The sequence below is a fragment of the Sorangiineae bacterium MSr11367 genome (assembly GCA_037157805.1).
In the GTDB taxonomy this organism is placed as follows: Bacteria; Myxococcota_A; Polyangia; order Polyangiales; family Polyangiaceae; genus Pendulispora; species Pendulispora rubella.
Window position 1 is genome coordinate 1,510,844 of sequence record CP089983.1, and the last position, 26,682, is coordinate 1,537,525.

Annotated in this window: 3 protein-coding genes; all 3 read right to left on the reverse strand. The window is 69.1% G+C overall.

The window, feature by feature from the left end; genetic code table 11:
* Position 1 precedes the first annotated feature (1 nt).
* From LVJ94_06280 to LVJ94_06290, 3 genes are read right to left on the reverse strand one after another with little or no spacing between them, the layout of a single operon-like run.
* Positions 2-1,468, reverse strand: coding sequence for a polyketide synthase docking domain-containing protein (locus LVJ94_06280; protein WXB06840.1), 1,467 nt, complete (start codon positions 1,466-1,468; stop codon positions 2-4).
* Entirely contained in the window at positions 1,465-21,168 is a 19,704-nt protein-coding gene (locus tag LVJ94_06285; GenBank protein ID WXB06841.1) for an SDR family NAD(P)-dependent oxidoreductase, read from the reverse strand. Before LVJ94_06285 ends, LVJ94_06280 begins: the two co-directional genes overlap by 4 nt.
* On the reverse strand, positions 21,155-26,680 hold the full coding sequence (locus tag LVJ94_06290) for an SDR family NAD(P)-dependent oxidoreductase (protein WXB06842.1): 5,526 nt from the start codon (positions 26,678-26,680) through the stop codon (positions 21,155-21,157). Before LVJ94_06290 ends, LVJ94_06285 begins: the two co-directional genes overlap by 14 nt.
* Positions 26,681-26,682 lie beyond the last annotated feature (2 nt).

A 26,682-nucleotide genomic window follows, 5' to 3' on the forward strand; every position in this document is an offset into this window, starting at 1 on the left:
GTTACGGCTCCCTCCCCCCGGAGGTCCGCGGCTTGCCGCGGCCGACTTTCAACGCAGCGGGAGGGCCGGGGAGGGGGAGCCTCGGCGGCTCCTCCAAAATGGCATGCGCATTGGTCCCACTGAGACCAAACGACGAAATCGCCGCGCGCCGAGGATGCCCATTGACCGGCCAAGGCGTGGCCGCACTCAAGAGGCGGACCGCCCCCGAACCCCAATCGACGTGGTGCGACGGCACATCGGAGTGCAAGCTCTTTGGCAGGAGCCCGTGCTGCATCGCCAGCACCATCTTGATGACGCCCGCCACGCCGGCCGCCGCCTGCGTGTGCCCCAGGTTGGCCTTGATGCTGCCGAGCCAGAGCGGCTGCTCCTTCCCGCGGTTCCGGCCGTACGTCGCGAGCAGGGCCTGCGCTTCGATGGGATCGCCCAACGTGGTCCCCGTGCCATGCGCCTCGACGACGTCGATGTCACCGGGCGCGAGCTGCGCGCTGAGGAGCGCCTGCCGAATCACCCGCTGCTGCGCGGGCCCGTTGGGGGCCGTGAGGCCTTGGCTTCGCCCATCCTGATTCAGCGCCGACGCACGAAGGACGGCCAGCACGGGGTGCCCGTTTCGTTGCGCGTCAGAGAGGCGCTCGAGCAGAATCATCCCGATGCCCTCGCCCCAGCTCGCGCCGTCCGCCTTCTCGGAAAAGGGCTTGCACCGCCCGTCGGTGGACAGCACACGCTGGCGGCTGAACTCCACGAAGGACGTGGGCGTCGCCATGATGGTGACCCCACCGGCGAGGGCGAGCGTGCACTCCCCGTTGCGCAGTGCCTGGCACGCCAGATGAATCGCAGTCAGCGACGAGCTGCACGCAGTGTCGACGGTGACGGCGGGGCCGTGCAATCCGAGGGTGTAGGCCACGCGGCCCGACGCGATGCTTCCCCCGCTTCCGATGGCCACGTACCCTTCGGAGCTCTCGGCTGCCTGCATCAAGTTGGCGCTGTAGTCCTGGTACATGATGCCGACGAAGACGCCCGTGGGACTGCCATGCAGCGACGTGGGCGCGATGCCCGCGCGCTCGATGGTCTCCCAGGACGTCTCGAGCAGCAGCCGCTGTTGCGGATCCATCGAAGCCGCCTCGCGCGGTCCGATTCCGAAGAAGGCCGCGTCGAAGCGGTCCGCGTCGTAGAGAAAGCCGCCCTCGCGCACGTAGCTTTTCCCGGGAGCGTCGGGATCGGGATCGTAGAGTCCGTCCACGTCCCACCCGCGGTTGGTGGGGAAGCCCGAGATGGCATCCTTTCCTCCCTCGAGCAACTTCCAGAACGCCTCGGGGCTGTCGGCGCCTCCTGGAAAGCGGCACCCCATGGCCACGATGGCCACGGGTTCCTTCGCCGCCGCCTCGATGTCTCGATTCCGTTTCTTGAGGCGCTCGACTTCGCGCAGCGAGGTACGGAGGGCTTCGGTGATCTTGTCCTGGGAGATGGTCATGCAGGTTCCTCGGCGAGAGCAAGTTGAACGAGGGCGTCGAGGTTCATCGACTCGAGTGCATCGGGTTCGTCCTCCGTCGCGATCGGCTCGATCTTCGGGACGTCGGTTTCCGGGACGAGTTCGGCGCGAAGGAAACGGGTGAGCGCGTCGGGGGTCGGATAGTCGAACAGGAGTGTGGCCGAGAAACGAAGGCCGGACGCGGAGGCGAGTCGATTGCGAAGTTCGACGGCCATGAGGGAATCGAGGCCGAGCTCCTGGAGAGGACGCTGCGGTTCGATGGATGAAGGGTGGGTATCGAGGACGGCGCCCACGTGTTGTCGAACGAAGTCGAGCAGGGTCCGAAGCTGGCCGGCCTCGTCGAGGGTGCGAAGCTTTGCCGCGAGGGGATCGACCGGGGGTTGGCCGGTGCGTGCTCCTCGTGCCGGAGCACGAACGAGGCCGCGGAGGATCGGCGGGAGGGCATCCCCACGGGTCGCCAGGGCGGCCGCATCGAAGTGAACGGGAACGAGCAGAGGCTCGGGGCGCGCGAGGGCGGCATCGAAGAGCGCGAATCCCTCCGACGTGGCCAGGGGAACGAGGCCCTGCCGGCGGATGCGCGCGCGATCTTGCTCGGGAAGGCGCGCGGCCATCCCGATGCCGTCCCAAGGCCCCCACGCGAGGGAGCTCGCCGGAAGGCCGTGGGCCACACGATGCGCCGCCAGCGCATCGAGCGCCGCATTGGCCGCCGCGTAGCTGGCTTGTCCCGGGCTGCCGAGCACCCCGGAGAGCGAAGAGAAGAGGACGAAGGCTCGCAGATCGAGGTGGCGGGTGAGTCGGTGCAGATGCCACGCCGCATCCAGCTTGGGCCGAAGGACGGCGTCGATGCGTTCGGGCGAGAGGGACGCGAGAAGTCCATCGTCGAGGACACCGGCGGCGTGCACGACGGCGGTCAGGGGATGCTCCGAGTCCACGCGGGCGAGCGTCCGTGCGAGCGCATCGGGGTCGGCCGCGTCGCAGGGGCAAAGATCGACGTGCGCGCCCGCGGCGTGCAGCTCGGCGACGAGATCGCCGGCGCCTGCGGCCTCGGCCCCTTGGCGCGACGTGAGGAGCAAGTGCCGCACGGCGTGGTGGTTCACGAGGTGACGCGCCACTTCGGCACCGAGGGCGCCCGTGGCGCCGGTGATCAGCACGGTGCCGTTCGGATCGAGGGGGCACGGCACACCGGCGACGGACTTGGTGCGCGCAAGGCGCGGAGTCCGAAGAGCGCGCTGCCGGATGGCGATCTGCGGCTCGTCGAGCGCGAGGGCTGCGTGGAGCGTGGGCATGTCCGCGTCGTCGGCATCGACGAGCACGATGCCGCGCGACGGGTTCTCGATTTGCGCGGATCGGGTCAATCCCCACACCGGTGCGTGGGCGAGGTCGAGGACGTCTTCATCGGGCTGCGTGGCGATGGCACGACGGGTGAGGACGACGAGCCGGCACGGCCCGAAGGCATCGTCGGCGAGCCACGACTGCAGCAGCGCGAGCAAGCGGTGCGTCGCCCGATGGGCGCAGGCGGGGACGTCGGCCTCGGTGTTTTCGGAGACGAATGCGAGCACCACGACGTTCGGCACGGGTGCGCCTTCCGCGATGGCGCGCTGGAGCGCCTCGAGATCGGGGTACGCGGGGACCGTGTCGAGGCGACCGTCCCCGATGAGGGCCCATGCCGTGGCGGGCGCGGACGCGGGGGCGGGCACCTCGCTCCAAAGGACCGCGTGCAACGGAGCTGCGGCGCTGTCTTTCGCGAAGAACTGCGACGAGGGGGCGCGTCGCGTGGAGAAGCCCTCGATGTGGGCGACCGGGACGCCGTCCGCGTCCCAGAAGGCCAGGTCCGACAGACTGACGTCGGCGTCGGTGTCGACTTCGCCGCGCAAGGCGTGCTCGGTCCATGCCGGAAGCGAGGTGCGCCCGTACCAAACGAGGCGCTCGACGGCGAACGGCACGCGGGCGGTTTGATTCGACGACGAGGGATGCTCGCCCCCCAGTGCCGCGGACGCGGTCCAGAAGCCGAGCCCGAAGGCGCTGTCGATGAGACCACCGGGAAGGGGCGCATCGATGGGGCTGCGCTCCGGCACCGCCAATTGGCCGAGCCCCGTGCGCTCACGGGTGTAGCCCACATCGCGGAGCCAGCACCATTGGGGACCCCAATCGATGTTCATCGATTGAAAGAGCGCGATGACCGCATCGAGCGACGCTCGGCGTGAAGTTTCGCGTAGGTCCGTCTGCAGGGGCGCCCGTTCCGGCGCCGTGCTGGGGGCGATCGTGGCGATGACGTGCGTCGACCAGCCTTCTTCCCCGCGGGTGGAGAGCGTCGCCGAAAAGCCCGCCGGGACGAGAGGGGAAAGTTGTACATGCAAGGTCGTCGGCTCGAGATCTCCTTCGAACGTCAACGCTCGGACGAATTGGAGATCGCGCACCTCGAGGGGCTGGTCGGGCCAATGCGACGCCGCGACCGCAAGAAGGACGGCGACGTAGAAGGCACCCGGAACGACAATCTGTCCGTAAACGACGTGGTCGTGAAGGTACGACTGCACCGTCGGGCCGATGTCGAGCAGGTGCAGCCCCGAGCCATCGGGCAGATCGATCCGCCGTCCGGCCAGCGGGTAGCGCCCGCCCGAGGCGCCGAGGGCATGCGTGGTCCGACGTTCGTGGCGCTCGAGCCAAAAGCGCTCTTGCTGGAAGGGATAGGTGGGTAGCTCCACGCGCGACGGGCGCAGGGGCGCGAAGAAGGCCTCCCAGTCGACGTGATGCCCGCGCGCGTGCAGCGTTCCGATGGCGGAAACGAGTGCCTCGACCCCGCGGTCTTTGCGCAGGGCGGTGATGAACGCGAGATCGTCGGTGTGGCCATCGAGGCAGGCTTGGGCCAGCGGAGTGAGGACGCCGTGGGGCCCGAGCTCGAGGAAGGTGGTCACGCCCTCGGCGTGGAGCGACCGGACGCCATCGAGGAATCGGACGGCGTGGCGGGCGTGCCGCACCCAGTAATCGGCCGAGGCGATGTCGGCGGGATGGGCGCGCTGCCCGGTGAGGTTGGAGACGATGGGAATGCGCGGAGGTTGGTACGAGAGCGACTCGGCCACACGCCGGAAGTCGTCCAGCATGGGGTCGACGAGGGGGGAGTGAAACGCGTGGCTGACCCGCAGCCGCGTGGTCTTGCGGCCGAGGGCTTCGAAGTGCTGCGCGATGGCGTGAACGGCGTTCTCGCCGCCGGCGACGACGGTGGACTGCGGCGCATTGAGCCCCGCGAGGTCGACGCCTGCATCGAGGTGGGGCCGGACCTCGTCCTCCGTGGCCTGAACGACGACCATGGCGCCGCCCGGCGGAAGATCCTGCATGAGACGCGCGCGCGCGGCGACGAGGGTGCAGGCATCCTCGAGCGACAAGACGCCGGCCACGTGGGCCGCGACGATTTCGCCGATGGAGTGCCCGAGAAGGACATCGGGTCGAAGCCCCCACGACTCGAGCAGTCGAAAGAGCGCCACCTCCAGCGCAAAGAGCGCCGGCTGCGTGAACCGCGTTTCGTGGATGCGCGCATCCTCGGAAAAGACGATCCCAGGCAACGCCGGATCGATGTGCGCGCACACCGCATCGAGCGCCTCACGAAACGCCGGAAAGCTCTCGTACAGGGCCCGCCCCATCCCCGAATACTGACTCCCCTGTCCCGTAAAGAGCACCCCGAGCTTCTTCGCTCGATGCGCCGCACAAGGCGCGAGCGCGCCCAGCACCTGCCGCACCTGCTCGCGATCCCGCGCCACAACCGCCGCCCGCCACTCGAAATGCGATCGCGCCGTCGCCAGCGAAGACGCCACATCGACCAAGCCCACGTCGGGATTCGCATCGAGATACGCCGCCAACTGCTCCCCCTGCACTCGCAGCGCGCTCTCCGTCTTCGCCGACAAGACGAACGCCGTTACGGCTCCCTCCCCCTCGGAGGTCCGCGGCTTGCCGCGGCCGACTTTCAACGCAGCGGGAGGGCCGGGGAGGGGGAGCGTAGGAGCCTCCTCCACAATGACGTGCGCATTGGTCCCACTGAGCCCAAAGGCCGACACCCCAGCCCGCCGCACCCTATCGCCCGCCCCCCAAGGCACCATCGCATCCACCACCCGCACGGGCAACGCATCCCAATCGATATGCCGATTGCGCGGCATCGTATGCAACGTCGGAGGCAACGCCCCATACCGCAAGCAGGCGACCATCTTGGCGACGCCGGCCAATCCCGCGGCCGACTCTAAGTGCCCAATATTCGTCTTCACGGCGCCCAACAAGAGTGGCCACTCCGCCGCGCGCCCCTCGCCGTAAACGGCAGCCAACGCCTGCACCTCGATGGGATCGCCGAGCGCGGTCCCCGTACCATGGCACTCGACCACATCGACCTCCGCGGCACGCAGCCGCGCATCCTCGAGGGCGGCCCGGAGCACCTTCTGCTGCGAAGTCCCATTGGGCGCCGTAATGCCGCTACTGGCCCCATCATGGTTGACCGCCGTCCCCCGCACGACCGCCAGGACCCGCCGCCCATTCGCCCGTGCATCGTCGAGTCGCTCGAGCGCGAGCACCACCACACCCTCGCCACGCCCGTAGCCGTCGGCCCCCTCGGAGAACGTCTTCGACCGCCCATCGGCGGCCAGCGCCCGCGTTCGCGACAGCGTCACGAACCCTTCGGCGGCGGCCATGACCTGGACGCCGCCCGCCAATGCGAACTGGCACTCACCCCGCCGCAAAGCTTGGCACGCAAGATGGAGCGCGACGAGGGACGAACTGCACGCCGTGTCCACGGAAAGGGCGGGCCCCTGGAGTCCCAAGGTGAAGGCCAGCCGGCCCGCGGCAAACGACGAATGCGTCCCCGTGACGGCATAGGCCTCGGCGTCGTGATCTTGCAGGCGCAATTCGTAATCACTGGGCCCGATGCCCACAAAGACGCCGGTCCGCGAATCGCGCAGCGACTCGGGAACGATGCTCGCATCCTCGAGCGCGTGCCAGCCCGCCTCGAGCAGCAACCGATGTTGCGGATCGATGTGCCGCGCCTCGCGCGGGCTGATGCCGAAGAACGAGGCATCGAACCCATCGACCCGGTCCAGGAAGGCCGCGTGCCGGACGTAGGATTTGTCCTTGGCCTCGGGATCGGGGTCGTACGTCGCATCGGCGTCCCAGCGATCCTGCGGGACCACGCGGAGCGTATCGACCGAGGATGCGAGGAGGTGCCAGAACGAAGCGAGGTCCACGACGCCACCGGGCAGCCGCAAGCCGATGCCCACGATGGCAACGCTGGGACTGCCCTCTTGCTGGACGGCTTCATGAAGCGCATCGTGCGCCGTGGCGACGGCGAGCCCGAGGGTCTCGAGCAAGAAGCCGGCAACGCGACGGGGCGATGGGAAATCGAAGGTGAGCGTCGCCGGCAGTGCGACCCGCGTGGCTTGCTGCAACCGGCGGCGGAGCTCGACGGCCATCAGCGAGTCGAGCCCGAGGTCGGCGAATCCAGTTCGGGGATCGAGTCGCGCGGGATCGTCGTGCCCCAAGACGGCCGCGCACTCGGCGCGCACCCGATCGACGAGATGCTCGAGCCGCTCGCCCTCGCGAAGGCCGCGCAGTCGACCCACGAGCGCAGCGTCGTCACCCGAGACCTCCGGTGCCGACACCTCGAGGGCGCGGACCGCTTCGGGCAGCGCATCGAACAAAGGGCGATGGCGTGCAGCCGCGAAGGCCGGCGCGAATCGAGTCCAGTCCACGTCGGCGACGGTGAGGGTCGCCTCGTCGGCTCCGAGCGCGCCCGCCAGCGCACCCAAGGCTCGGGAAGGCGCCATGGGCGACAGTCCGCGCCGGCGCAGGTGTTCGCGCGCACCGTCTCCTTCCGCCATGCCGCCGTCGGCCCAAGGTCCCCACGCCACGGCCGTGGCCACGAGCCCGCGCGCGCGTCGGTTCTCGGCGAGCGCGTCGAGGTACGCATTGGCGGCGGCGTAGGCCGATTGTCCTGCGCTTCCCCAGACTCCCGCGATGGACGAAAAGAGAACGAAGGCGTCGAGCGGCTTGTCGCCGAGCAACCGATCGAGGTTCGACGCCCCGCACACCTTCGCTGCGAGGACGCTCTGCACCTCGTCGAGCGACGTCCGTTCGAGGGGCACGTGCTGGAGCACCCCCGCCGTGTGCACGACCGCGCGCACATCGGGAATGCGATCGAGCAATGCGGCCAGGGCCTCGGGATCCGAGCTGTCGCACGCTTCGACGGAAACACGGACGCCCATGGCCGTGAGCTCCTCGTGCAGCTCCCGCGCGCCCGGCGCGTTCGGGCCGCGCCGGCTGGCGAGGACGAGGTGCTCGGCCCCTTCACGGGCCAGCCATCGCGCCACATGCGCACCGAGGGCGCCCGTGCCACCGGTGATCAAGACGGTCCCCCGCGGCCTCCACGTCGGTGCCACCGACGACCCGCGGGTCCGCACGAGCCGCCGCGCAAACAGCCCCGAGGCCCGAAGGGCAACCTGATCTTCGCCGCGCCCGAAGGCCGCCACCATGCGAGAAAGCGCGATCGCATCGAGGGAATCGGGCAGGTCGAGCAGTCCGCCCCAGCTCCGCGGATGTTCGAGGGCGAGCGCGCGTCCGAGCCCCCACGCGAGCGCTTGGAGCGGCGATGCCAGTTGCTCGGAGCGCCCGATGGACACGGCACCGCGCGTCAGGATCCAGAGCGGCGTCGCAAGGGAGAGTTCGCCGAAGGCTCGGGCCAGGCCGAGGGTGGAGGCAAGGCCGCGGGGCACGGCGGGATGCGCCGGCGAGGCCGACGTGTCGAGCGCGAGCAGGGAGACGATGCCGCGTGGGGCCGGCGCGCGATCGAGCGCCTCCCGCAGGCGTGCAACGCGATCGTCGTCCTCGACCAGCACGGACACGACCTGCGCGCCGTGCTCGGTGAGCGCGCGCGAAATGGCATCGGCGAGCTCGCCGTCGTGCGCCGAGCGCACGAGCCACCAGGTACCTTCGAGCCGCGCCGGCGGGGCTGCCGGCAGCGGCTTCCACGTGATGCGGTAGCGCCACCCATCGAGCGCGTCGCGATCGGAGCGTTCGCGGTGCCACGCCGACAGCGCGGGAAGCAACGTGGCCAGCGACGCGCGCTGCGTGGGATCGTCGAGGTGCAGCGACGTGCCGAGTGCATCGACGTTGCCCGTTTCGACGGCGTCCCAGAAGAGCCGATCCCCTGCGGCCGCCGGGCCATCGTGAGCCGGCGGTGCATCGACCCAGAAGCGCTCGCGTTGGAAAGCATACGGCGGAAGCTTCACCCGCGAGGGCCGCTGCGGCGCGAAGAACGCGTCCCAGTCGATGTGGTGCCCGCGCACATGGAGCGCCCCCAGTGCCGCGACGAGAGACTCGGCGCCGCGATCTTTCTGCACGGTGTGCAGGAAGGTGAGATCGTCGTTCCCTTCGAGGCACGCCTGGGCGAGCGGTGTGAGCACGCCGTGGGGGCCGAGCTCGAGGAAGGTCGTCACGCCCTCGACATGGAGCGTGCGGACGCCATCGAGAAAGCGGACGGCCTGCCGCACATGGCGCACCCAGTAATCCGCGGACGCCATATCCTGGGGCTCCACGCGCTCGCCGGTGAGGTTGGACACGATGGGCAGGCGGGGAGGTTGGTACGTGAGGGTTTCGGCGACGCGGCGGAAGTCTTCGAGCATGGGCTCGACCCGCGGCGAGTGAAACGCGTGGCTGACGCGCAAGCGCGAGGTCTTTCGTCCGAGCGCCTCGAAGTGCGAGGCCAGGGCCAAGACGGCCACTTCGTCGCCCGCCACCACGGTAGCATGGGGCGCATTGAGCCCGGCGATGTCGATGCCCGGACGGAGCAGCGGACGAACCTCCTCTTCCGAGGCGCGCAGGGCGACCATGGCGCCGCCAGCAGGCAGCGCCTGCATGAGTCGAGCCCGCGCGGCCACCAAGGTGCATGCGTCCTCGAGGGAGAACACGCCCGCGACGTGCGCCGCGACGACCTCGCCAATGGAGTGCCCGAGAAGGATATCGGGGCGAAGGCCCCAACCCTCCAGCAGCCGAAAGAGCGCGACCTCCAGCGCAAAGAGCGCCGGCTGCGTAAATCCGGTTTCGTGAATGCGCTCTTCGTCGGAAAAGAGAATATCGCGCAGCGGGCGCTCCAAATGCGGATCGAGCTGCGCGCACACCGCATCGAGCGATTCGCGAAAGGCAGGAAACGCCTCGTCCAGCGCACGCCCCATCCCCGCCCACTGGCTCCCTTGCCCCGTAAAGAGCACCCCGAGCTTCGACGCACGCGCCGCACTCGGCGCAAGCGCGCCCAGCGCCTGCCGCACCTGCTCACGATCCCGCGCCACGAACGCCGCCCGCCACTCGAAATGCGATCTCGCCGTCGCCAGCGAATACGCAATATCGAGCAGATTCAACTCGGGACGCTCTTCGAGATAAGCTATTAACTGTTCGCCCTGAGCCCGCAACGCGCTGTCCGTCTTCGCCGACAAAACGAACGCGGTTGATGTCGCAAGAGAGTGCAACACGGATGGATCGCCGGCCGTTACGGCTCCCTCCCTCTCGGAGGTCCGCGGCTTGCCGCGGCCGACTTTCAACGCAGCGGGAGGGCTGGGGAGGGGGAGCGCAGCCGCCTGGAAGGCGGCGAACCGCCGGCTGGAAGCCGGCGCTCCATGCTCGATGGGCGCCTCCTCGACAATGACGTGCGCATTGGTCCCACTGAGCCCAAAGGCGGACACCCCGGCGCGCCGCACCCTATCGCCCGCGTTCCAAGGCGCCATCGCATCCACCACGCGCACGGGCAGCGCATCCCAATCGATATGCCGATTGCGCGGCGTCGTATGCAATGTGGGCGGCAACGCCCCATGCCGCAAGCACGCGACCATCTTGGCGACGCCGGCCAACCCCGCGGCCGACTCCAAATGCCCAATGTTCGTCTTCACAGCGCCCAACAAGAGTGGCCGCTCCGCCGCGCGCCCCTCGCCGTAAACGGCAGCCAACGCCTGCACCTCGATGGGATCGCCGAGCGCGGTCCCCGTACCATGGCACTCGACCACATCGACCTCCGCAGCGCCAAGGCCGGCGTCCTCCAGCGCGGCCCGGAGCACCTTCTGCTGTGAAGTGCCATTGGGCGCCGTAATGCCACTGCTGGCCCCATCATGGTTGACCGCCGTCCCCCGCACGACGGCGAGCACCTCGCGTCCCTGTGCCCGAGCATCATCGAGTCGCTCGAGCGCGAGCACCACCACGCCCTCCCCGCGCCCGTACCCATCCGCGCTCTCGGAGAACGTCTTCGACCGCCCATCGGCGGCAAGCGCCCGCGTTCGCGACAGCAGCACGAAAGGCTCCGGCGCCGCCATGACCTGGACGCCGCCCGCCAACGCGAACTGGCACTCACCCCGCCGCAAGGCCTGGCACGCGAGGTGGAGCGCGACGAGGGACGAACTGCACGCCGTATCCACGGAAAGGGCGGGCCCCTGGAGTCCCAAGGTGAAGGCCAGCCGGCCCGCGGCAAACGACGTATGCGTCCCCGTGACGGCGTACGCCTCGGCACCGTTCTTTCGAAGCCGCAACTCGTAGTCACTGGGCCCGATGCCCACGAAGACTCCGGTCCGCGAATCGCGCAGCGACCCAGGAACGATGCTCGCATCCTCGAGCGCTTCCCAACCCACCTCGAGCAGCAACCGATGCTGCGGATCGATGTGGGCCGCCTCGCGCGGGCTGATGCCGAAGAAGGCGGCATCGAATCGGTCCACCCGCTCCAAGAAGGCGCCTTCCCGCACATACGACTTGTCCTTGGCGTCCGGATCCGGATCGTACACATCCTCCGCGTTCCACCGGTCCTCCGGGATGCCCGCCACCGCATCCACACCGCCTTCGAGCAGCCGCCAGAAGCCATTCAGGTCGACGACGCCACCCGGAAGCCGCAAACCGATGCCCACGATCGCCACCGCGCGATGCTCCGCACCGCCGTTCTCGCTCGGTGCAGCCGCCACCGCGTGCACCGCGGTGTCCATGCCGGTGGCCTGGAGCACGAAGCCAGCCACGTGACGAGGGGAGGGAAAATCGAATGCGAGGGTGGCCGGCAGGGGCGCGCGCGTGATCCGTTGCAACCGCCGCCGAAGCTCCACGGCCATGAGCGAATCGAGCCCGAGGTCGGCGAAGCCGGTTTGCGGATCGAGCCGCGCAGGATCGGCGTGCCCGAGAACCGCCGCCGTCTCGGTGCGCACCACGCCCACCAAGTGCTCGCGCCTTTCCGCGACGGAAAGGCCACGCAGTTGCGCGAGGAGCGCATCGTCCTCCCCGGATGCCGGTGCGGCCGCTTCGAGCGCGTGGACCGCTTCGGGCAAGGCGCGCAGCAAGGGCCGAGGACGCGCCGCCGCGAAGGATGGAGCAAATCGGCTCCAGTCGACATCGGCCAGCGTGATGGCGGCTTCCTCGGAGTCGACGGCCCCTGCGAAGGCGAGCAGGGCGCGGGAAGGCGCCATGGGCGATAGTCCGCGCCGGCGCAGGTGCTCGTGTGCGCCGTCGGCATCGGCCATTCCGCCGTCGGCCCAGGGGCCCCATGCCAATGCGGTGGCGGCGAGCCCGCGCGCGCGTCGATGTTCGGCCAGCGCGTCGAGGTACGCGTTGGCAGCGGCATACGCCGACTGCCCTGCGCTGCCCCACACGCCGGCCACCGAGGAGAAAAGGACGAAGGCATCGAGCGGCCTCTCGCCAAGGAGTCGATCGAGGTGGAAGGCCCCCGCGACCTTCGCCGCGACCACCCGGTGCATGTCTTCCGTGGAGGTCTGCGCGAGCGCCCGGTGTTCGACCACGCCCGCGGTGTGCACCACGGCGTTCACCTCGCCGATGCGCCCCAACAGTGCTTCGAGGGCATCGCCATCCGACGCGTCGCACGCTTCGAGCGAGATGCGGCACCCCAGGGCGGTGAGCTCGTCATGCAGCTCGCGTGCACCAGGGGCATCGGCCCCGCGCCGGCTGGTGAGCACCAGGTGCTCGACCCCACGGCGGGCCAGCCACCGCGCCACATGCGCCCCGAGCGCGCCCGTGCCCCCCGTGACCAGGGCGGTGCCACGCGGCTTCCATGCCCGTGCGACGTCCTTCTGCGGCGCCCGAACGAGCCGTCGCGCGAACAGCCCCGAGGTGCGAAGTGCAATCTGGTCCTCGTCCTGGGCGAGCGCGAACACGAGCCGCGAGAGGGCCGCTGCATCCAGCGCTGCGGGGACGTCCAACAATCCGCCCCAGAGTTGGGGCTGCTCGAGCGCGACCACGCGCCCCAGGCCCCACGTCAACGCTTGCAGCGGCGAGGTCAGTGGGTCGGAGCGCCCGATGGAGACCGCGCCCTGCGTGAGGAGCCAGAGCGAAGCCGGCACGGCGCAGTCCGCGAGCGCCCGCACGAGTGCGAGGTTGGACGCGAGCCCGCGCGGCATGGACGGTTGCCCAGGCAATGGTTCCATATCGAGCGCGAGCAACGAGAGAACCCCGCGCGGCGCCGATTCCGCGAGACGCGCCGCGAGGTTTCCACCGTCCTCCTCGAGCACCACCGCCACGATGTCGGCCCCATGCTCGGTGAGCGCGCGGGAAAGGGCCCGCGCCATGGCCGACTCGATACCTCGGGCCGAGGCGACGATCCACCAGGTGCCCTCGAGGCGCGCGGCAGACGCGGCGGAGGCGAGAGCCTTCCACGCGATGCGGTAACGCCACGCATCGAGTTCGTTCCGATCGGAGCGTTCTCGGTGCCACGCCGAGAGGGCGGGCAGCAACGAAGCCAGCGACTTGCGCTGCTCGGGGGCGTCGATGCGCAGCGACGCACTGAGCGCATCGAGGTTTCCTCGTTCGATGGCCTCCCAGAAGCGCGTATCCTCCGCCGGCGTGTCGTTGGCAGGCGGCGACGCATCCAGCCAAAAGCGCTCCCGTTGAAAGGGATACGTAGGCAGCGCAACGCGCGAAGGCCGAACGGGGGCGAAGAAGGCGTTCCAATCGACATGGTGTCCGCGGGTGTGGAGCTCTGCGACTGCGTCGACGAGCGAAGAGGCGTCGCGGCCCTTGAGGAGGGTAGGAAGGAAAGCGAGGTCGGAGTCCGCCTCGAGGCAGCGTTCGGCGAGTGGAGCGAGGACGCCGTGGGGCCCGAGCTCGAGGAAGGAAGAGACGCCTTGGGCGTGGAGAAAGCGGACGCCATCGAGAAAGCGGACGGCGTGTCGAGCATGGCGCACCCAGTAATCCGGGGAGGCCATGTCGGACGGCTCGACGCGAGAACCCGTGAGATTGGAAACGATGGGGATGCGCGGAGGGTTGTAGGCGAGGGACTCGGCGACGCGCCGGAAGTCCTCGAGCATGGGCTCGACGCGTGGCGAGTGAAAAGCATGGCTGACGCGGAGCCTGGAGGCCTTGCGGCCAAGGGCCTCGAAGTGTGCGGCGAGGGCGAGGACGGCATCTTCGTCGCCCGCGACGACGGTGGAATTGGGAGCATTGAGCCCCGCAATGTCGACGCCCGCATGGAGGAGCGGTCGGACCTCGTCCTCGGAGGCGTGAAGAGCGACCATGGCGCCGCCCGGAGGAAGGGCCTGCATGAGCCGAGCGCGCGCGGCAACGAGGGAGCAAGCGTCGTCGAGGGAGAGGACGCCCGCGACATGGGCCGCGACCATTTCGCCAATGGAGTGCCCAAGGAGAAAATCGGGCTGAAGGCCCCAAGCCTCGAGGAGTCGATAGAGCGCAACCTCGAGCGCGAAGAGCGCGGGCTGCGCAAAGCCGGTTTCATGAATGCGCCCATCGCCGGCCAAGGGACCAAGGCGGGAGCGAGCGGCATCGAAGGCGTCACGGAAGACGGGGAAAGCATCGTAGAGAGCTTGCCCCATGCCCTCGTATTGGGAACCCTGGCCGGTGAAGAGCACGGCGAGCTTTCGGGCGCCAAGCGCCTGGGAGGGCGTTGCCGATGCCAGAGCGGTCTGCAGCGCGGCACGATCCTGGGCCACGCAGGCAAGTCGCCATTCGAAGTGGGAACGGCCGGTGGCCAGTGAATAGGCTACGTCATGCAAGCCCACATCGGGCTGCGCCTCGAGAAAGCCGCCCAACTGCTCGACCTGAGCGCGCAGCGCCGCTTCGCTCTTGGCCGAAAGGAGCACCGGCACATGAATCGCCGTCCCGGCCTCGGAGGACCGCGGCTTGCCGCCGCCGACTTTCAACGCAGCGGGAGGGTTGGGGTGGGGGAGCGCTTCTTCGAGCACGATGTGCGCATTGGTCCCACTGAGCCCAAAGGACGAAACAGCAGCGCGTCGCGGCCGCCCACGTTGAGGCCAAGGCCTGGCCGCATCGAGCAGCCGCACGGCACCCTCGGCCCAATCGACGTGGGGCGAAGGCGTGTCCGCATGCAGCGTCTTGGGCAAGAGCCCATGCTGCATGGCAAGAACCATCTTGATGACGCCCGCGACCCCCGCGGCAGCCTGGGTATGTCCCATATTGGACTTGATGGTCCCGAGCCAAAGAGGCGCATCGTCCGAGTGAGCCCGCCCGTACGTAGCCATGAGCGCCGCAGCCTCGATGGGATCGCCCAGAGTGGTCCCGGTGCCATGAGCCTCGACGGCATCGACGTCTTGGGGGGCAAGGTTGGCCGCCGCGAGAGCCTGGCGAATGACCCTTTGCTGGGCAAGGCCGTTGGGGGCAGTGAGCCCCTGGCTCTTACCATCTTGATTGAGCGCCGAGCCGCACAGGAGCGCGAGCACGGGATGGCCAAGGCGTCGGGCATCGGCCAGACGCTCCAAGAGCAACATGCCGACGCCTTCGCTCCAGGCCACACCATTGGCGTCCGCCGAGAACGACTTGCACCGCCCATCGGGCGCAAGGCCCCGTTGCCGGCTGAACTCGATGAAGCTCGTCGGCGTGGCCATGACCGTGGCCCCACCCGCGAGCGCGAGCGAGCACTCCCCCTGACGCAGCGCCTGTGCGGCAAGGTGGATGGCAACGAGCGACGAACTGCACGCGGTGTCGACGGTGATGGCCGGCCCCTCGAGGCCCAGCGCATACGCGATCCTCCCCGAGGCGATGCTCGGCGCACTGCCAATCCCAATCTGTCCTTCGAACGTCTCCGGCGGCGCTTGAAAGAGCCGCGCCGCATAATCCTGATACATGACGCCGACGAAGACGCCCGTGGAGCTGCCTTGGAGGGACGCCGGCGCAATGCCCGCACGCTCGAGGGACTCCCACGCCGTCTCGAGCAAAAGGCGCTGCTGCGGATCGATGGTCAGGGCTTCGCGCGGACTGATGCCGAAGAAGGCGGGGTCGAAGCCGAGCGCATCGCGAAGAAAGCCGCCCTCGAGGACATACGTTTTCCCCTTGGCATCGGGATCGGGATCGAAAAGGGCGTCGAGATCCCACCCGCGGTCGGAGGGAAAAGGTGAGATGGCATCGGAGCCATGGCAAAGAAGCTGCCAGAGCTCGTCGGGCGAGGTAACGCCGCCCGGAAATCGGCACCCCATGGCCACGATGGCCACGGGATCCGCAGCCTCCGCGGCCGGCTGCACGGTCCTCGCGACGGTGGGGCCCGAATCCTGGCCGAGCAGCTCGGTGCGGAGCCATCGCGCAAGACCATCGGGCGTCGGGTAGTCGAAAAGCAGTGTCGTCGAGAGCCGCATGCCCGTCGCCGACGCCAGTCGATTTCGGAGCTCGATGGCCATGAGCGAGTCGAGCCCGAGCTCCTGCAACGGCCGCAGCGGCTCGATGGATGCCGCCTCGACGTTGAGCACCGCGGCAACGTGTGCCCGCACCACGTCGAGCAGTGTCCGCAGCCGTTCCGCGTCGTCGAGTGGGCGCAGTCGCTCTTGCAGCGACGCGTTGGCGCGACGAGGTTCACGCGTGCGAGCCCTCGAGGCTGCGGCATCGAAGCGAACCGGCATGAGCAACGCCTCCGAGCGGCCGAGCGCCGCATCGAACAGCGCGAGCGCCTCGGGGGACGACATCGGAACGAGCCCCTGCCGCCGGATCCGTGCACGATCCAGCTCGGGCAGTCGCGCCGCCATGCCCACGGCCTCCCAAGGCCCCCAGGCAAGCGAGCACCCCGACAAACCTCGTGCGCGACGATGCGCGGCCAGTGCGTCCAGCGCGCTGTTGGCCGCCGCGTAGCTGGCCTGCCCCGCGCTGCCGAGCGGACCTGCGAGCGACGAGAAGAGCACGAAGGCTCGAAGATCGAGCGAGGCCGTGAGCCGATGCAAATGCCACGCGCCATCGAGTTTCGGTTGCAACACCGTTGCGAGTCGTTCGTCCGAGAGCGACGCGAGAAGCCCATCATCGAGAACACCGGCCGCATGCACGACCGCCGTCAACGGATGATCGGATGCGACATGCTCGAGCAGCCGCGTCAGCTCATCCGCGTTCGAAACATCGCACGCCCGCAGGCACACCTGGGCCCCTGCAGCCTCCAGCTCGGTGACGAGAGCTTCGGCCCCGGGTGCACCGGGCCCTTGGCGCGAGGCGAGCAGCAGGTGGCGTACGCCGTGATGGGCCACGAGGTGCCGCGCGATTTCGGCGCCCAGGCCCCCCGTCGCACCCGTGACGAGGACGGTGCCCTCCGCATCGAGAGGCCGCGCGAGCTCGTCGCGGGATGCGCTCGCGCGTGCGAGCCGCGGCGAAAGAAGCGAACCGTTTCGCATCGCCAACTGCGTTTCCGGTCGAGCGATGGCCGCGCGAAGGAGCTTCATGTCGAGGGCATCGACGTCCACCAGCCGCGGGGCGCGCGTCGGGTGTTCGAGTTGTGCCGAGCGCACCAGCCCCCAGAGCGGTGCATGCACGAGGTCGGCGACATCGTCTTCCGGGCCGGCTGCGACGGCACCGCGCGTGAGCACCACGAGCTGGCAGGCGGCGAAGGTTTCGTCGGCGAGCCACGCTTGCAGCAGCGCGAGCACCCGGCACGTCGCGGCGTGCGCCTTGGCGGGCGTACCCTCCTCGTCGGGAGCCGCCGCGCACGCGATCGCCACCACGTCGGGCCGGGTTGCCCCCTGCTCGATGGCCCCGCGCAGCGTAGCCAGATCGGGGTACACACTTGCCTCGAGGCCGAGTGAATTCTCGCCCAGGACGGCCCATGCCCCCTCTGCGCCGGCCTCGGCGAGAGAAAGGCGCACCCATTCGAGGTGATGCATGGCCTCATGGATGCCGCGCACCGCCTCGAACGACGCGGGCCTCGTGGCGAGCGAATCGATGGTGGCCACGGCGTTGCCTGCCGCGTCCGCGATGACCACCGACACCGCGTTCGCTTCCTCGCGCCGCGAGAACCGGGCGCGAAGCGACGTCGCCCCCGCGGTATGCAACGACACGCCCGTCCACGCAAAGGGCAGGGCCAGCGGGCCACCTTCGCGAAGCGCGCGCACGCCAAGCCCGTGAAGCGCCGCATCGAGGAGCACCGGGTGAAGCAAGAACGTCCCGTCCGAGCCCCCCGCCGGGAGGGCCACCTCGACGAAGAGCTCCGTCCCCCGCGTCCACGCCGCCCGCAGCCCCTGAAACTCCGGACCGTACGCGACCCCTACGGCCGCGAGCTCCTCGTACACGCTGGCCAGGTCCATGGCCGTCGCCCGAGGCGGCGGCCACTCGGAAAGAACTCCATGCTCGGTCCCGCCGTGGCGCGCATCGTCTGCGGGCTGGAGCACGCCGCTGGCATGAAGCGTCCACGCGGCGTCCGTGGTGGCCTCTGCGGGGCGGGCGTAAAGGGCGAGCGTTCGCTGCGCGGCGTCGTCCGCACGTCCGAGCACGAGTTGCACATCCACGGCGCCCGTCGCGGGGAAGGTGAGCGGCGCGTGAAGCGTGAGCTCGCCCAGATGCGCGACCCCGGCGCGTTCGCCTGCGGCCAACGCGAGCTCGAGCAGCGCCGTCCCGGGCAGCAGGACGGCCCCGTGAACGGTATGGCCGGTCAACCAAGGATGGCGGGTCAGCGAAACGTGGCCGGTGAAGATCCACTCATCGCGATCGGCAAGGTGAATCACCGCGCCGAGCATCGGATGCGACGCCGGCACGAGGCCGAGCAATGGCGCATGGGCCGGCGCCGGAGCGTTCAGCCAATAGTGCGCTCGCTGAAAAGGATACGTCGGCAGCGCAACGGGCGAGGGCTGCGTGGGGGCGAAGAAAGCTCGCCAATCGACTTGGTGCCCGCGAGCATGGAGCTCGGCAACGCTCGCGACGAGGAGCGATGCATCGCGATCCTTGTGCAGGGTGGGAAGGAAGGCGAGGCGGTCGTCGGCGTCGAGGCAGCGTTCGGCGAGTGGGGCCAGGACGCCGTGAGGTCCGAGCTCGAGGAAGGTGGTGACCCCTTGGGCGTGGAGAAATCGCACGCCATCGAGAAAGCGCACGGCGTGGCGAGCATGGCGCACCCAGTAATCGGGTGAGGCAACGTCGCTGGGGTCGACGCGCGTGCCGGTCAGATTGGAGACGATGGGAATGCGGGGCGCGTTGTAGGCGAGGGATTCCGCGACGCGGCGGAAGTCCTCGAGCATGGGCTCGACGAGGTGCGAGTGAAAGGCATGGCTGACGCGCAGCCGCGTTGTCTTGCGCCCGAGCGCTTCGAAGTGCGAGGCGAGAGCGAGGACGGCGTCCTCGTCGCCCGCGACGACTGTGGAGTCGGGGGCATTGAGCCCCGCAATGTCGACACGCGCATGGAGGAGGGGCCGCACCTCGTGCTCGACAGCCTGCAGAGCGACCATGGCACCGCCAGGAGGGAGCGCCTGCATGAGCCGAGCGCGCGCGGCGACGAGAGAACACGCGTCGTCGAGGGAGAGCACCCCCGAGACATGGGCCGCGACCACTTCGCCAACGGAGTGCCCGAGGAGAAAATCGGGCTGAAGGCCCCAAGCCTCGAGGAGCCGAAAGATCGCCACCTCGAGTGCGAAGAGCGCCGGCTGGGCAAATCCGGTCTCATGAATGCGCGCATCGTCGGCCAAGGGACCAAGGCGAGAGCGCGCGGCATCGAAGGCGTCGCGGAAGACGGGAAAAGCGTCATAGAGAGCTTGCCCCATGCCCTCGTATTGGGCGCCCTGGCCGGTAAAAAGGACGGCGAGCTTTCGGGAGTCCGATGCATGGCGTGGCGTCGCGGTCGCAAGCGCTTGGCGGATGGATGCGGGGTCGGTCGCCACGCAAGCAAGACGCCATTCGAAATGGGAACGGCCCGTGGCCAGCGAATAGGCCACATCGAGCAAGCCCACATCGGGCTGCGCCTCGAGAAAGGCGTCCAACTGCTCGACCTGAGCGCGCAGCGCCACTTCGCTCTTGGCCGAGAGGAGGGCCGGCACCCCCCCCCAACCCCCCGCTCCGGGGTAGGAGATGAAGCCCGGGGCTCGCTGCGGGGAGGCCTCGGGTTCGATCTCCTCCAAAATAACGTGCGCATTGGTCCCACTGAGCCCAAAGGACGAAACGGCAGCGCGGCGTGGCCGCCCACGTCGAGGCCAAGGCCTGGCCACATCGAGCAGGCGCACGGTACCCTCGCTCCAATCGACGTGGGACGAAGGCGTGTCCGCATGCAGCGTCTTGGGCAAGAGCCCATGCTGCATGGCGAGGACCATCTTGATGACGCCCGCGATACCGGCGGCGGCCTGGGTGTGTCCCATATTGGACTTGATGGTCCCGAGCCAAAGAGGCGACTCGGCGGAGCGCGCGCGCCCATAGGTAGCAATGAGCGCCGCGGCCTCGATGGGATCGCCCAGAGTGGTCCCGGTGCCGTGAGCCTCGACGGCATCGACGTCGTGGGCGGCGAGGTTGGCGGCGGCGAGGGCCTGGCGAATGACCCTTTGCTGGGCAAGGCCATTGGGCGCAGTGAGACCCTGGCTCTTTCCGTCCTGATTGAGCGCCGAGCCGCGCAGGAGCGCGAGCACGGGATGGCCAAGGCGTCGGGCATCGGCCAGACGCTCCAAGAGCAACATGCCGACGCCTTCGCTCCAGGCCACGCCATTGGCATCCGCCGAGAACGACTTGCACCGCCCATCCGGGGCCAGCGCTCGCTGCCGACTGAACTCGATGAAGCTCGTCGGGGTGGCCATGACGGTGGCCCCACCTGCAAGGGCCAGCGAACACTCCCCCTGACGCAGCGCCTGTACGGCAAGATGGATGGCAACGAGCGACGAACTGCACGCGGTGTCGACGGTGATGGCCGGCCCCTCGAGCCCGAGCGTGTACGCGATCCTTCCCGAGGCGATGCTCGGTGCACTGCCAATCCCCACGTGCCCCTCGAAGATCTCGGGCGCATGAAAAAGCCGGGCGGCATAATCCTGATACATGACGCCGACGAAGACGCCCGTGGAGCTGCCTTGGAGGGACGCCGGCGCAATGCCCGCGCGCTCGAGGGATTCCCACGCGGTCTCGAGCAAAAGGCGCTGCTGCGGATCGATCGTCAGGGCTTCACGCGGACTGATGCCGAAGAAAACCGGATCGAAGCCCAGCGCATCGTGAAGGAAGCCGCCCTCGCGGACGTAGGCCTTGCCCTTGGCGTCGGGGTCGGGATCGTAAAGGCTCGAAAGATCCCACCCGCGGTCGGAGGGAAAGGCGGAGATGGCGTCGGCGCCATCGCGGAGAAGCTGCCAGAGCTCGTCGGGCGAGGTGACGCCGCCTGGAAAACGGCACGCCATGGCCACGATGGCGATGGGCTCGAACGACTTCTCCTCCACCTTGCGCAGCCGTGATTCGGCCGCGTGCAGCTCGTGGGTGACGCGTTTGAGGTACTCGGCGAGCTTCTCTTCACGAGCTGACATGGGCATTGTCTCCGAACTTCTGATCGAGGATGTGAAGCAACTCGTCGACCCCGGCGGCATCGATCTTTTTCGTGAACGTCACCTCGGCAGCCGCGTTCGGGCCGCCCGCCCATCTGCTCAGGAGCGCCCGTAAACGATGGGTGAGCGTCTCGCGCATCGCCTCGTTGGCATGGAGCTCCGTCAGCGTGCTTTCCACCCGATCGAGTTCCACGCCCATCGCGAGCATGGACGGGCCGTTCTCCTTCGATGCATCGGGGAGAAGCTGCTCGAGCAACAAATGGGTCAGCGCTGCGGGGCTCGGGTGGTCGAACAGCAGCGTTGCTGGAAGACGCAGCCCGGTTGCAGATGCAAGCCGGTTTCGAAGCTCCACCGCCATGAGCGAATCGAGCCCGAGCTCCTGCAGGGGCCGCGACGGCTCGAGCGCATGGGGATCGGCATCGAGAACGGCGCCCACGTGCTGCCGGACGACATCGAGCACCGCCCGAAGTCGCTCGGCCGGTTCCAACATGCCGAGCCGTCGCGCGAGCTCTTCGCCTTGGCGCGCAGGCGCCTCCACGCGCCGCACCGACGCACGCGCCAGATCGCGCAGCATCGGCGGCAGGGAATCCCCACGCGCCGCGAGCGCCGCGGCATCGAGGCACACCGGTACGAGCAACGGCTCGGGGCGGGCCACCGCGGCGTCGAAAAGTGCGAGAGCCTCCTCCGCGGAAAACGGAACCAGCCCTTGCCGGCGAAGGCGCGCGCGATCCGCCTCGGGAAGGCGTGCGGCCATGCCGGTGCCATCCCACGGCCCCCATGCGAGGGAGCAACCCGGCAGACCCAGCGCATTTCGTTGGACTGCCAGTCCATCGAGTGCAGCATTGGCGGCGGCGTAGTTGGCCTGCCCCGGCCCACCGAGCACCCCGGCGAACGACGAGAAGAGCACGAACGCGCGCAGGTCGAGGTGCCCCGTGAGCCGGTGCAGATGCCACGCCGCATCGAGCTTGGGCGCGAGCACCGCGTCGAGGCTTTCCTGGGAAAGCGAGGCGAGGAGTTTATCGTCGAGGATACCTGCCGCGTGCACGACGGCGGTCAGCGGATGCTCGGGCGCGACGTGCTCGAGGCATTGCGCGAGCTCGTCGGCGCGGCCCACATCGCAGGCGCGAAGGGTGACGCGAGCACCCGCCGCTTGCAGTTCGGCGACCAGATCGTTCGCCAGGGGCGCCTCGGGACCGCGGCGCGATAGCAGGAGCAGATGCCGCACGCCATGGCGGATCACGAGGTGCCGCGCGAGCTCCGCACCGAGGCCACCCGTGGCACCCGTAACGAGAACCGTGCCATTCGGATCGAGCGACCGCGCACCCGAGGCCGAGGATGCCGCGGCACGTATGAGCCGCGGCACGCGCAGCGTACCCTGTCGCAAGGCCAGTTGCGGCTCCGCGAGGGAGACCGCAGCCCGGGCAGCCTTGGCGTCGAGCGCATCGACGTCGAGCAACGTGAGCGGCCGGCCGGGGTGCTCGAGCTGGGCGGAACGCGCGAGTCCCCAGAGCGGGGCCTGCACGAGATCCACCGTGTCCTCCGTCCGGGCGGCCACGGCCCCGCGGGTCAGCACCACGAGCCGGCACGGCGCGAAAACCTCGTCGGCGAACCATGCTTGCAATGTCGCGAGCAACCGGTGCGTGGCCCGGTGCGCGCGCTCGGGCACGTCCGGCGTGTCCGCCTCGCCGGAGCCGAATGCGATCGCCACCACGTCGGGCAAGGGCATCCCTTGCGCAACGGCACGACCGAGCTCGTTCACATCGAGGTATGCGCGAGCCCCCGTCGCCGCGCCCACGAGACCGAGGGGGTCGTCGTCGACGATCGCCCACGTGGCATGGGCCGGCGATGCCGGGGCCGGGATCTCTCGCCAGACAAGCGCATACAGGTTCGAGGAGGCCTGGGCTGCGAAGAACTGCGCAGCCGGCGCTCGCCGCGTGGAGAATCCTTCGATGTGCGCGACCGGGACGCCGTCGGAATCCCAGAAGGCCATGTCGGCGTGCGTGACGTCGGCGTCCGCCGCGCCCTCGGTGGTCTCGGTGACGAGCGCGTGCTCGGCCCAGGTGGGAACGACGTGCCGCCCGTACCAGACGACCCGCTCGATGGCGAACGGCAACCGTGGCACCTCGCCCGTGGCGGGAAGCCCGGCGCTCCAGATCTCCAGGCCGAAGACGTTGTCGATGAGCCCACCCGGTATCGGAGCATCGTCGCCGCCGACACCCTCCGGGGCCGCGAGCCGTCCCACCGCGACCCGCTCGCGAACGCGCGATGCCTGCCGCAGCCAGCGCCATTGCGGACCCCACTCGATCTGGAGGGCACGGAGCACGTCGAGGTAGCCGAGCGACGCAGGCTCCTCGGCCGGCGGGCGCAGGGATGCGCGTTGCGCAGCCGGCGCAAGGGGGGCCACGTCGAGGGTCGCGGTGACGTGCGTGGTCCACGCGTCGTCCTGGCGCGTGCAGAGCCGGACGGAGAAGCCGCTCGCCCCACGCGCGAGCTGCAGATGCAAAGTGACGCACTCGGTGGCGCGCTCGAACGAGATGGGCCGCAGAAATTCGACCTGGCGCAGCTCGAGAGGCTGATCCGGCCAATGGGACTCGGCCACGGCGAGGAGAATGGCCACGTAAAAGGCGCCCGGCACCACGATGCGTCCGTAGACGAGGTGGTCCCGTAGATAGGGTTGGACCGACGGTCCAATGTCGATGGTGTGCAGCACGGAGCCGTCCGGCAGATCGAACCGCCGCCCTGCGAGCGCATAGCGTCCCGCCGGCGAGCCCAGGGACGAAGCCTGGCGCTGGCCCGAATCGACCCAATAGCGTTCACCTTGGAACGGATACGTTGGCAAGGTCCGGCGCGAGGGCCTGTGCGGCGCGAAGAACGCCTCCCAGTCGACATGGTGCCCGCGCGCGTGGATGGCCCCGAGCGCCGAGACGATGGCATCGACGCCGCGGTCCTTCTGCATCGTAGGAACGAAGGTGAGGCCGTCGATCTCATCGAGGCACGCCTGGGCGAGCGGTGTGAGCACACCATGGGGGCCGAGCTCGAGAAAGGTCGTCGCGCCCTCGGAGTGGAGCGTGCGGACTCCGTCGAGAAAGCGGACGGCCTGCCGCACATGGCGCACCCAGTACTCCGCGGAGGCGATGTCGCGCGCCTCCGCGCGGGCCCCGGTCGCATTGGACACGATGGGGATGCGGGGCGCGTGGTAGACGAGTTTCTCCGCGACCCGCCGGAAATCGTCGAGCATGGGCTCGACCAGTGGCGAGTGGAACGCGTGGCTGACCCGGAGCCGTGTGGTCTTGCGCCCGAGGGCCTGGAAGTGCTCGGCGACGGTCACGACCGCGGCTTCCTCGCCGGCGACCACCGTGGAGTTGGGCGCATTGATGCCCGCCACGTCGACGCGCCCGCGGAGCCGCGGCCGCACGTCGTCTTCCGTGGCTTGGATGGCCATCATGGCCCCGCCGGCCGGCAACGCTTGCAGGAGCCGAGCGCGCGCGGCCACGAGGGTGCAGACATCTTCGAGCGAGAAGACGCCCGCCACGTGCGCCGCGACGATTTCGCCGATGGAGTGCCCGAGGAGAACATCCGGGCGAAGCCCCCACGACTCGAGCAGCCGAAAGAGCGCCACCTCCAGCGCAAAGAGCGCGGGCTGCGTGAAGCCCGTCGCGTGAATGCGCTCCTCGTCGAAGAAGAGCACATCGCGCAGGGGTCGCTCCAAGTGTGGATCGAGCTGCGCGCAGACGGCATCGAGCGCATCCCGAAACACGGGAAACGCGTCGTACGAAGCCCGCCCCATCCCCGCCCACTGGCTCCCTTGCCCCGTGAAGAGCAGGGCCAGCTTCTTCGAGCCATGCCCATGATGCGGCGCCAAGTTCGCCAACGCCTCGCGCACCTGCTCGCGATCGCGCGCCACGAACGCCGCCCGCCACTCGAAATGCGATCGCGTGGTCGCCAGCGAATACGCCACATCGACCAGCCTCGCCTCGGGATGCGCATCGAGGTACGCCCCCAACCGAGCCCCCTGCTCCAAAAGCGCCCCCTCCGTCTTCGCAGATAGCGAGAACGCCATAACGGCACCCTCCCCCCCCGGGGGAGGGCTGGGGTGGGGGAGCGCAGGCGCCTCCTCGACAATGACATGCACATTCGTCCCACTGAGCCCAAAGGCCGAAACCCCAGCCCGCCGCAACCTATCCCCCCCGCCCCAAGGCACCACCGTATCCACGACCCGCACGGGCAACGCGTCCCAATCGATATGCCGATTGCGCGGGTTCGTGTGCAACGTCGGCGGCAGCGCGCCGTACCGCAAACAGGCAATGACCTTGGCCACGCCCGCCAGCCCTGCGGCCGATTCCAGATGCCCGATGTTCGTCTTCACGGCGCCCAAGAGGAGAGGCCGTCCCTCTTCACGTCCTTCACCGTAAACGGCGGCCAACGCCTGCACCTCGATGGGATCCCCGAGCGCCGTCCCCGTGCCATGGCACTCGACGACATCGACATCCGCTGCCCGCAGCCGCGCATCCTCCAACGCCGCCCGCAGCACCTTCTGCTGCGACGTGCCATTGGGCGCCGTGATTCCACTGCTCGCCCCATCATGATTGACCGCCGTCCCTCGAACGACGGCGAGAATCCTCCGCCCGTGTGCCCGCGCATCGTCGAGCCGTTCGAGCGCGAGCACGATCACGCCCTCGCCGCGCCCGTACCCATCCGCGCTCTCCGCGAACGTCTTCGACCGCCCATCGGGCGCGAGCGCCCGTGTTCGCGACAGCATGACGAAACCCTCGGCCGCAGCCATGACCTGGACACCGCCGGCCAGCGCGAGCTGGCATTCGCCGCGGCGCAGGGCCTGACACGCGAGGTGCAAGGCCACGAGTGACGAACTGCATGCCGTGTCCACGGAAAGCGCAGGCCCTTGCAGCCCCAACGTGAACGCCAAGCGACCCGCCGCAAACGACGGCTGGCTGCCGGTGAGCACGTAGGCCTCGGCCTCGTCGGCGGGGCCCCGCACGAAGTCGTAGTCCCCAGGACCGATGCCCACGAACACGCCGGTCTGGGAATCCTTGAGCGCGCCCGGGACCACACCGGCATCCTCGAGGGCGTGCCAACTCGCCTCGAGGAGCAGACGGTGCCTCGGGTCGACGTTCTTCGCTTCACGCGGGCTGATACCGAAGAACGCCGCATCGAACAGATCGATGCGGTCGAGAAATGCCGCCTCCCGCACGTACGATTTGTCCTTGGCGTCGGGATCCGGATCATACACCTCGTCGGCGTTCCATCGGTCTTCGGGCACGGGGCGGATGGCGTCGCCGCCGCTGGCCAGGAGGTTCCAGAAGCTCTCGAGGTCGACGACCCCACCCGGCACGCGTAGACCCATCCCGATGATGGCGAGCGGCTCGCTCGATGCGGCCTGGTAGGTGGCCAGGCGGTCGCGCAGGCGTTCCACCTCACGAAGAGATCGAACCAGGGCTTCGCGGAGCTTCGTTTGCGACGGGCTTTCTTGTCCCATGA

Bases quoted from the DNA above. Each gene is read 5' to 3' on its own strand.
- LVJ94_06280 (WXB06840.1), bottom strand. From the start codon at position 1,468: ATGACCATCTCCCAGGACAAGATCACCGAAGCCCTCCGTACCTCGCTG.
- LVJ94_06290 (WXB06842.1), bottom strand. From the start codon at position 26,680: ATGGGACAAGAAAGCCCGTCGCAAACGAAGCTCCGCGAAGCCCTGGTT.
- LVJ94_06285 (WXB06841.1), bottom strand. From the start codon at position 21,168: ATGTCAGCTCGTGAAGAGAAGCTCGCCGAGTACCTCAAACGCGTCACC.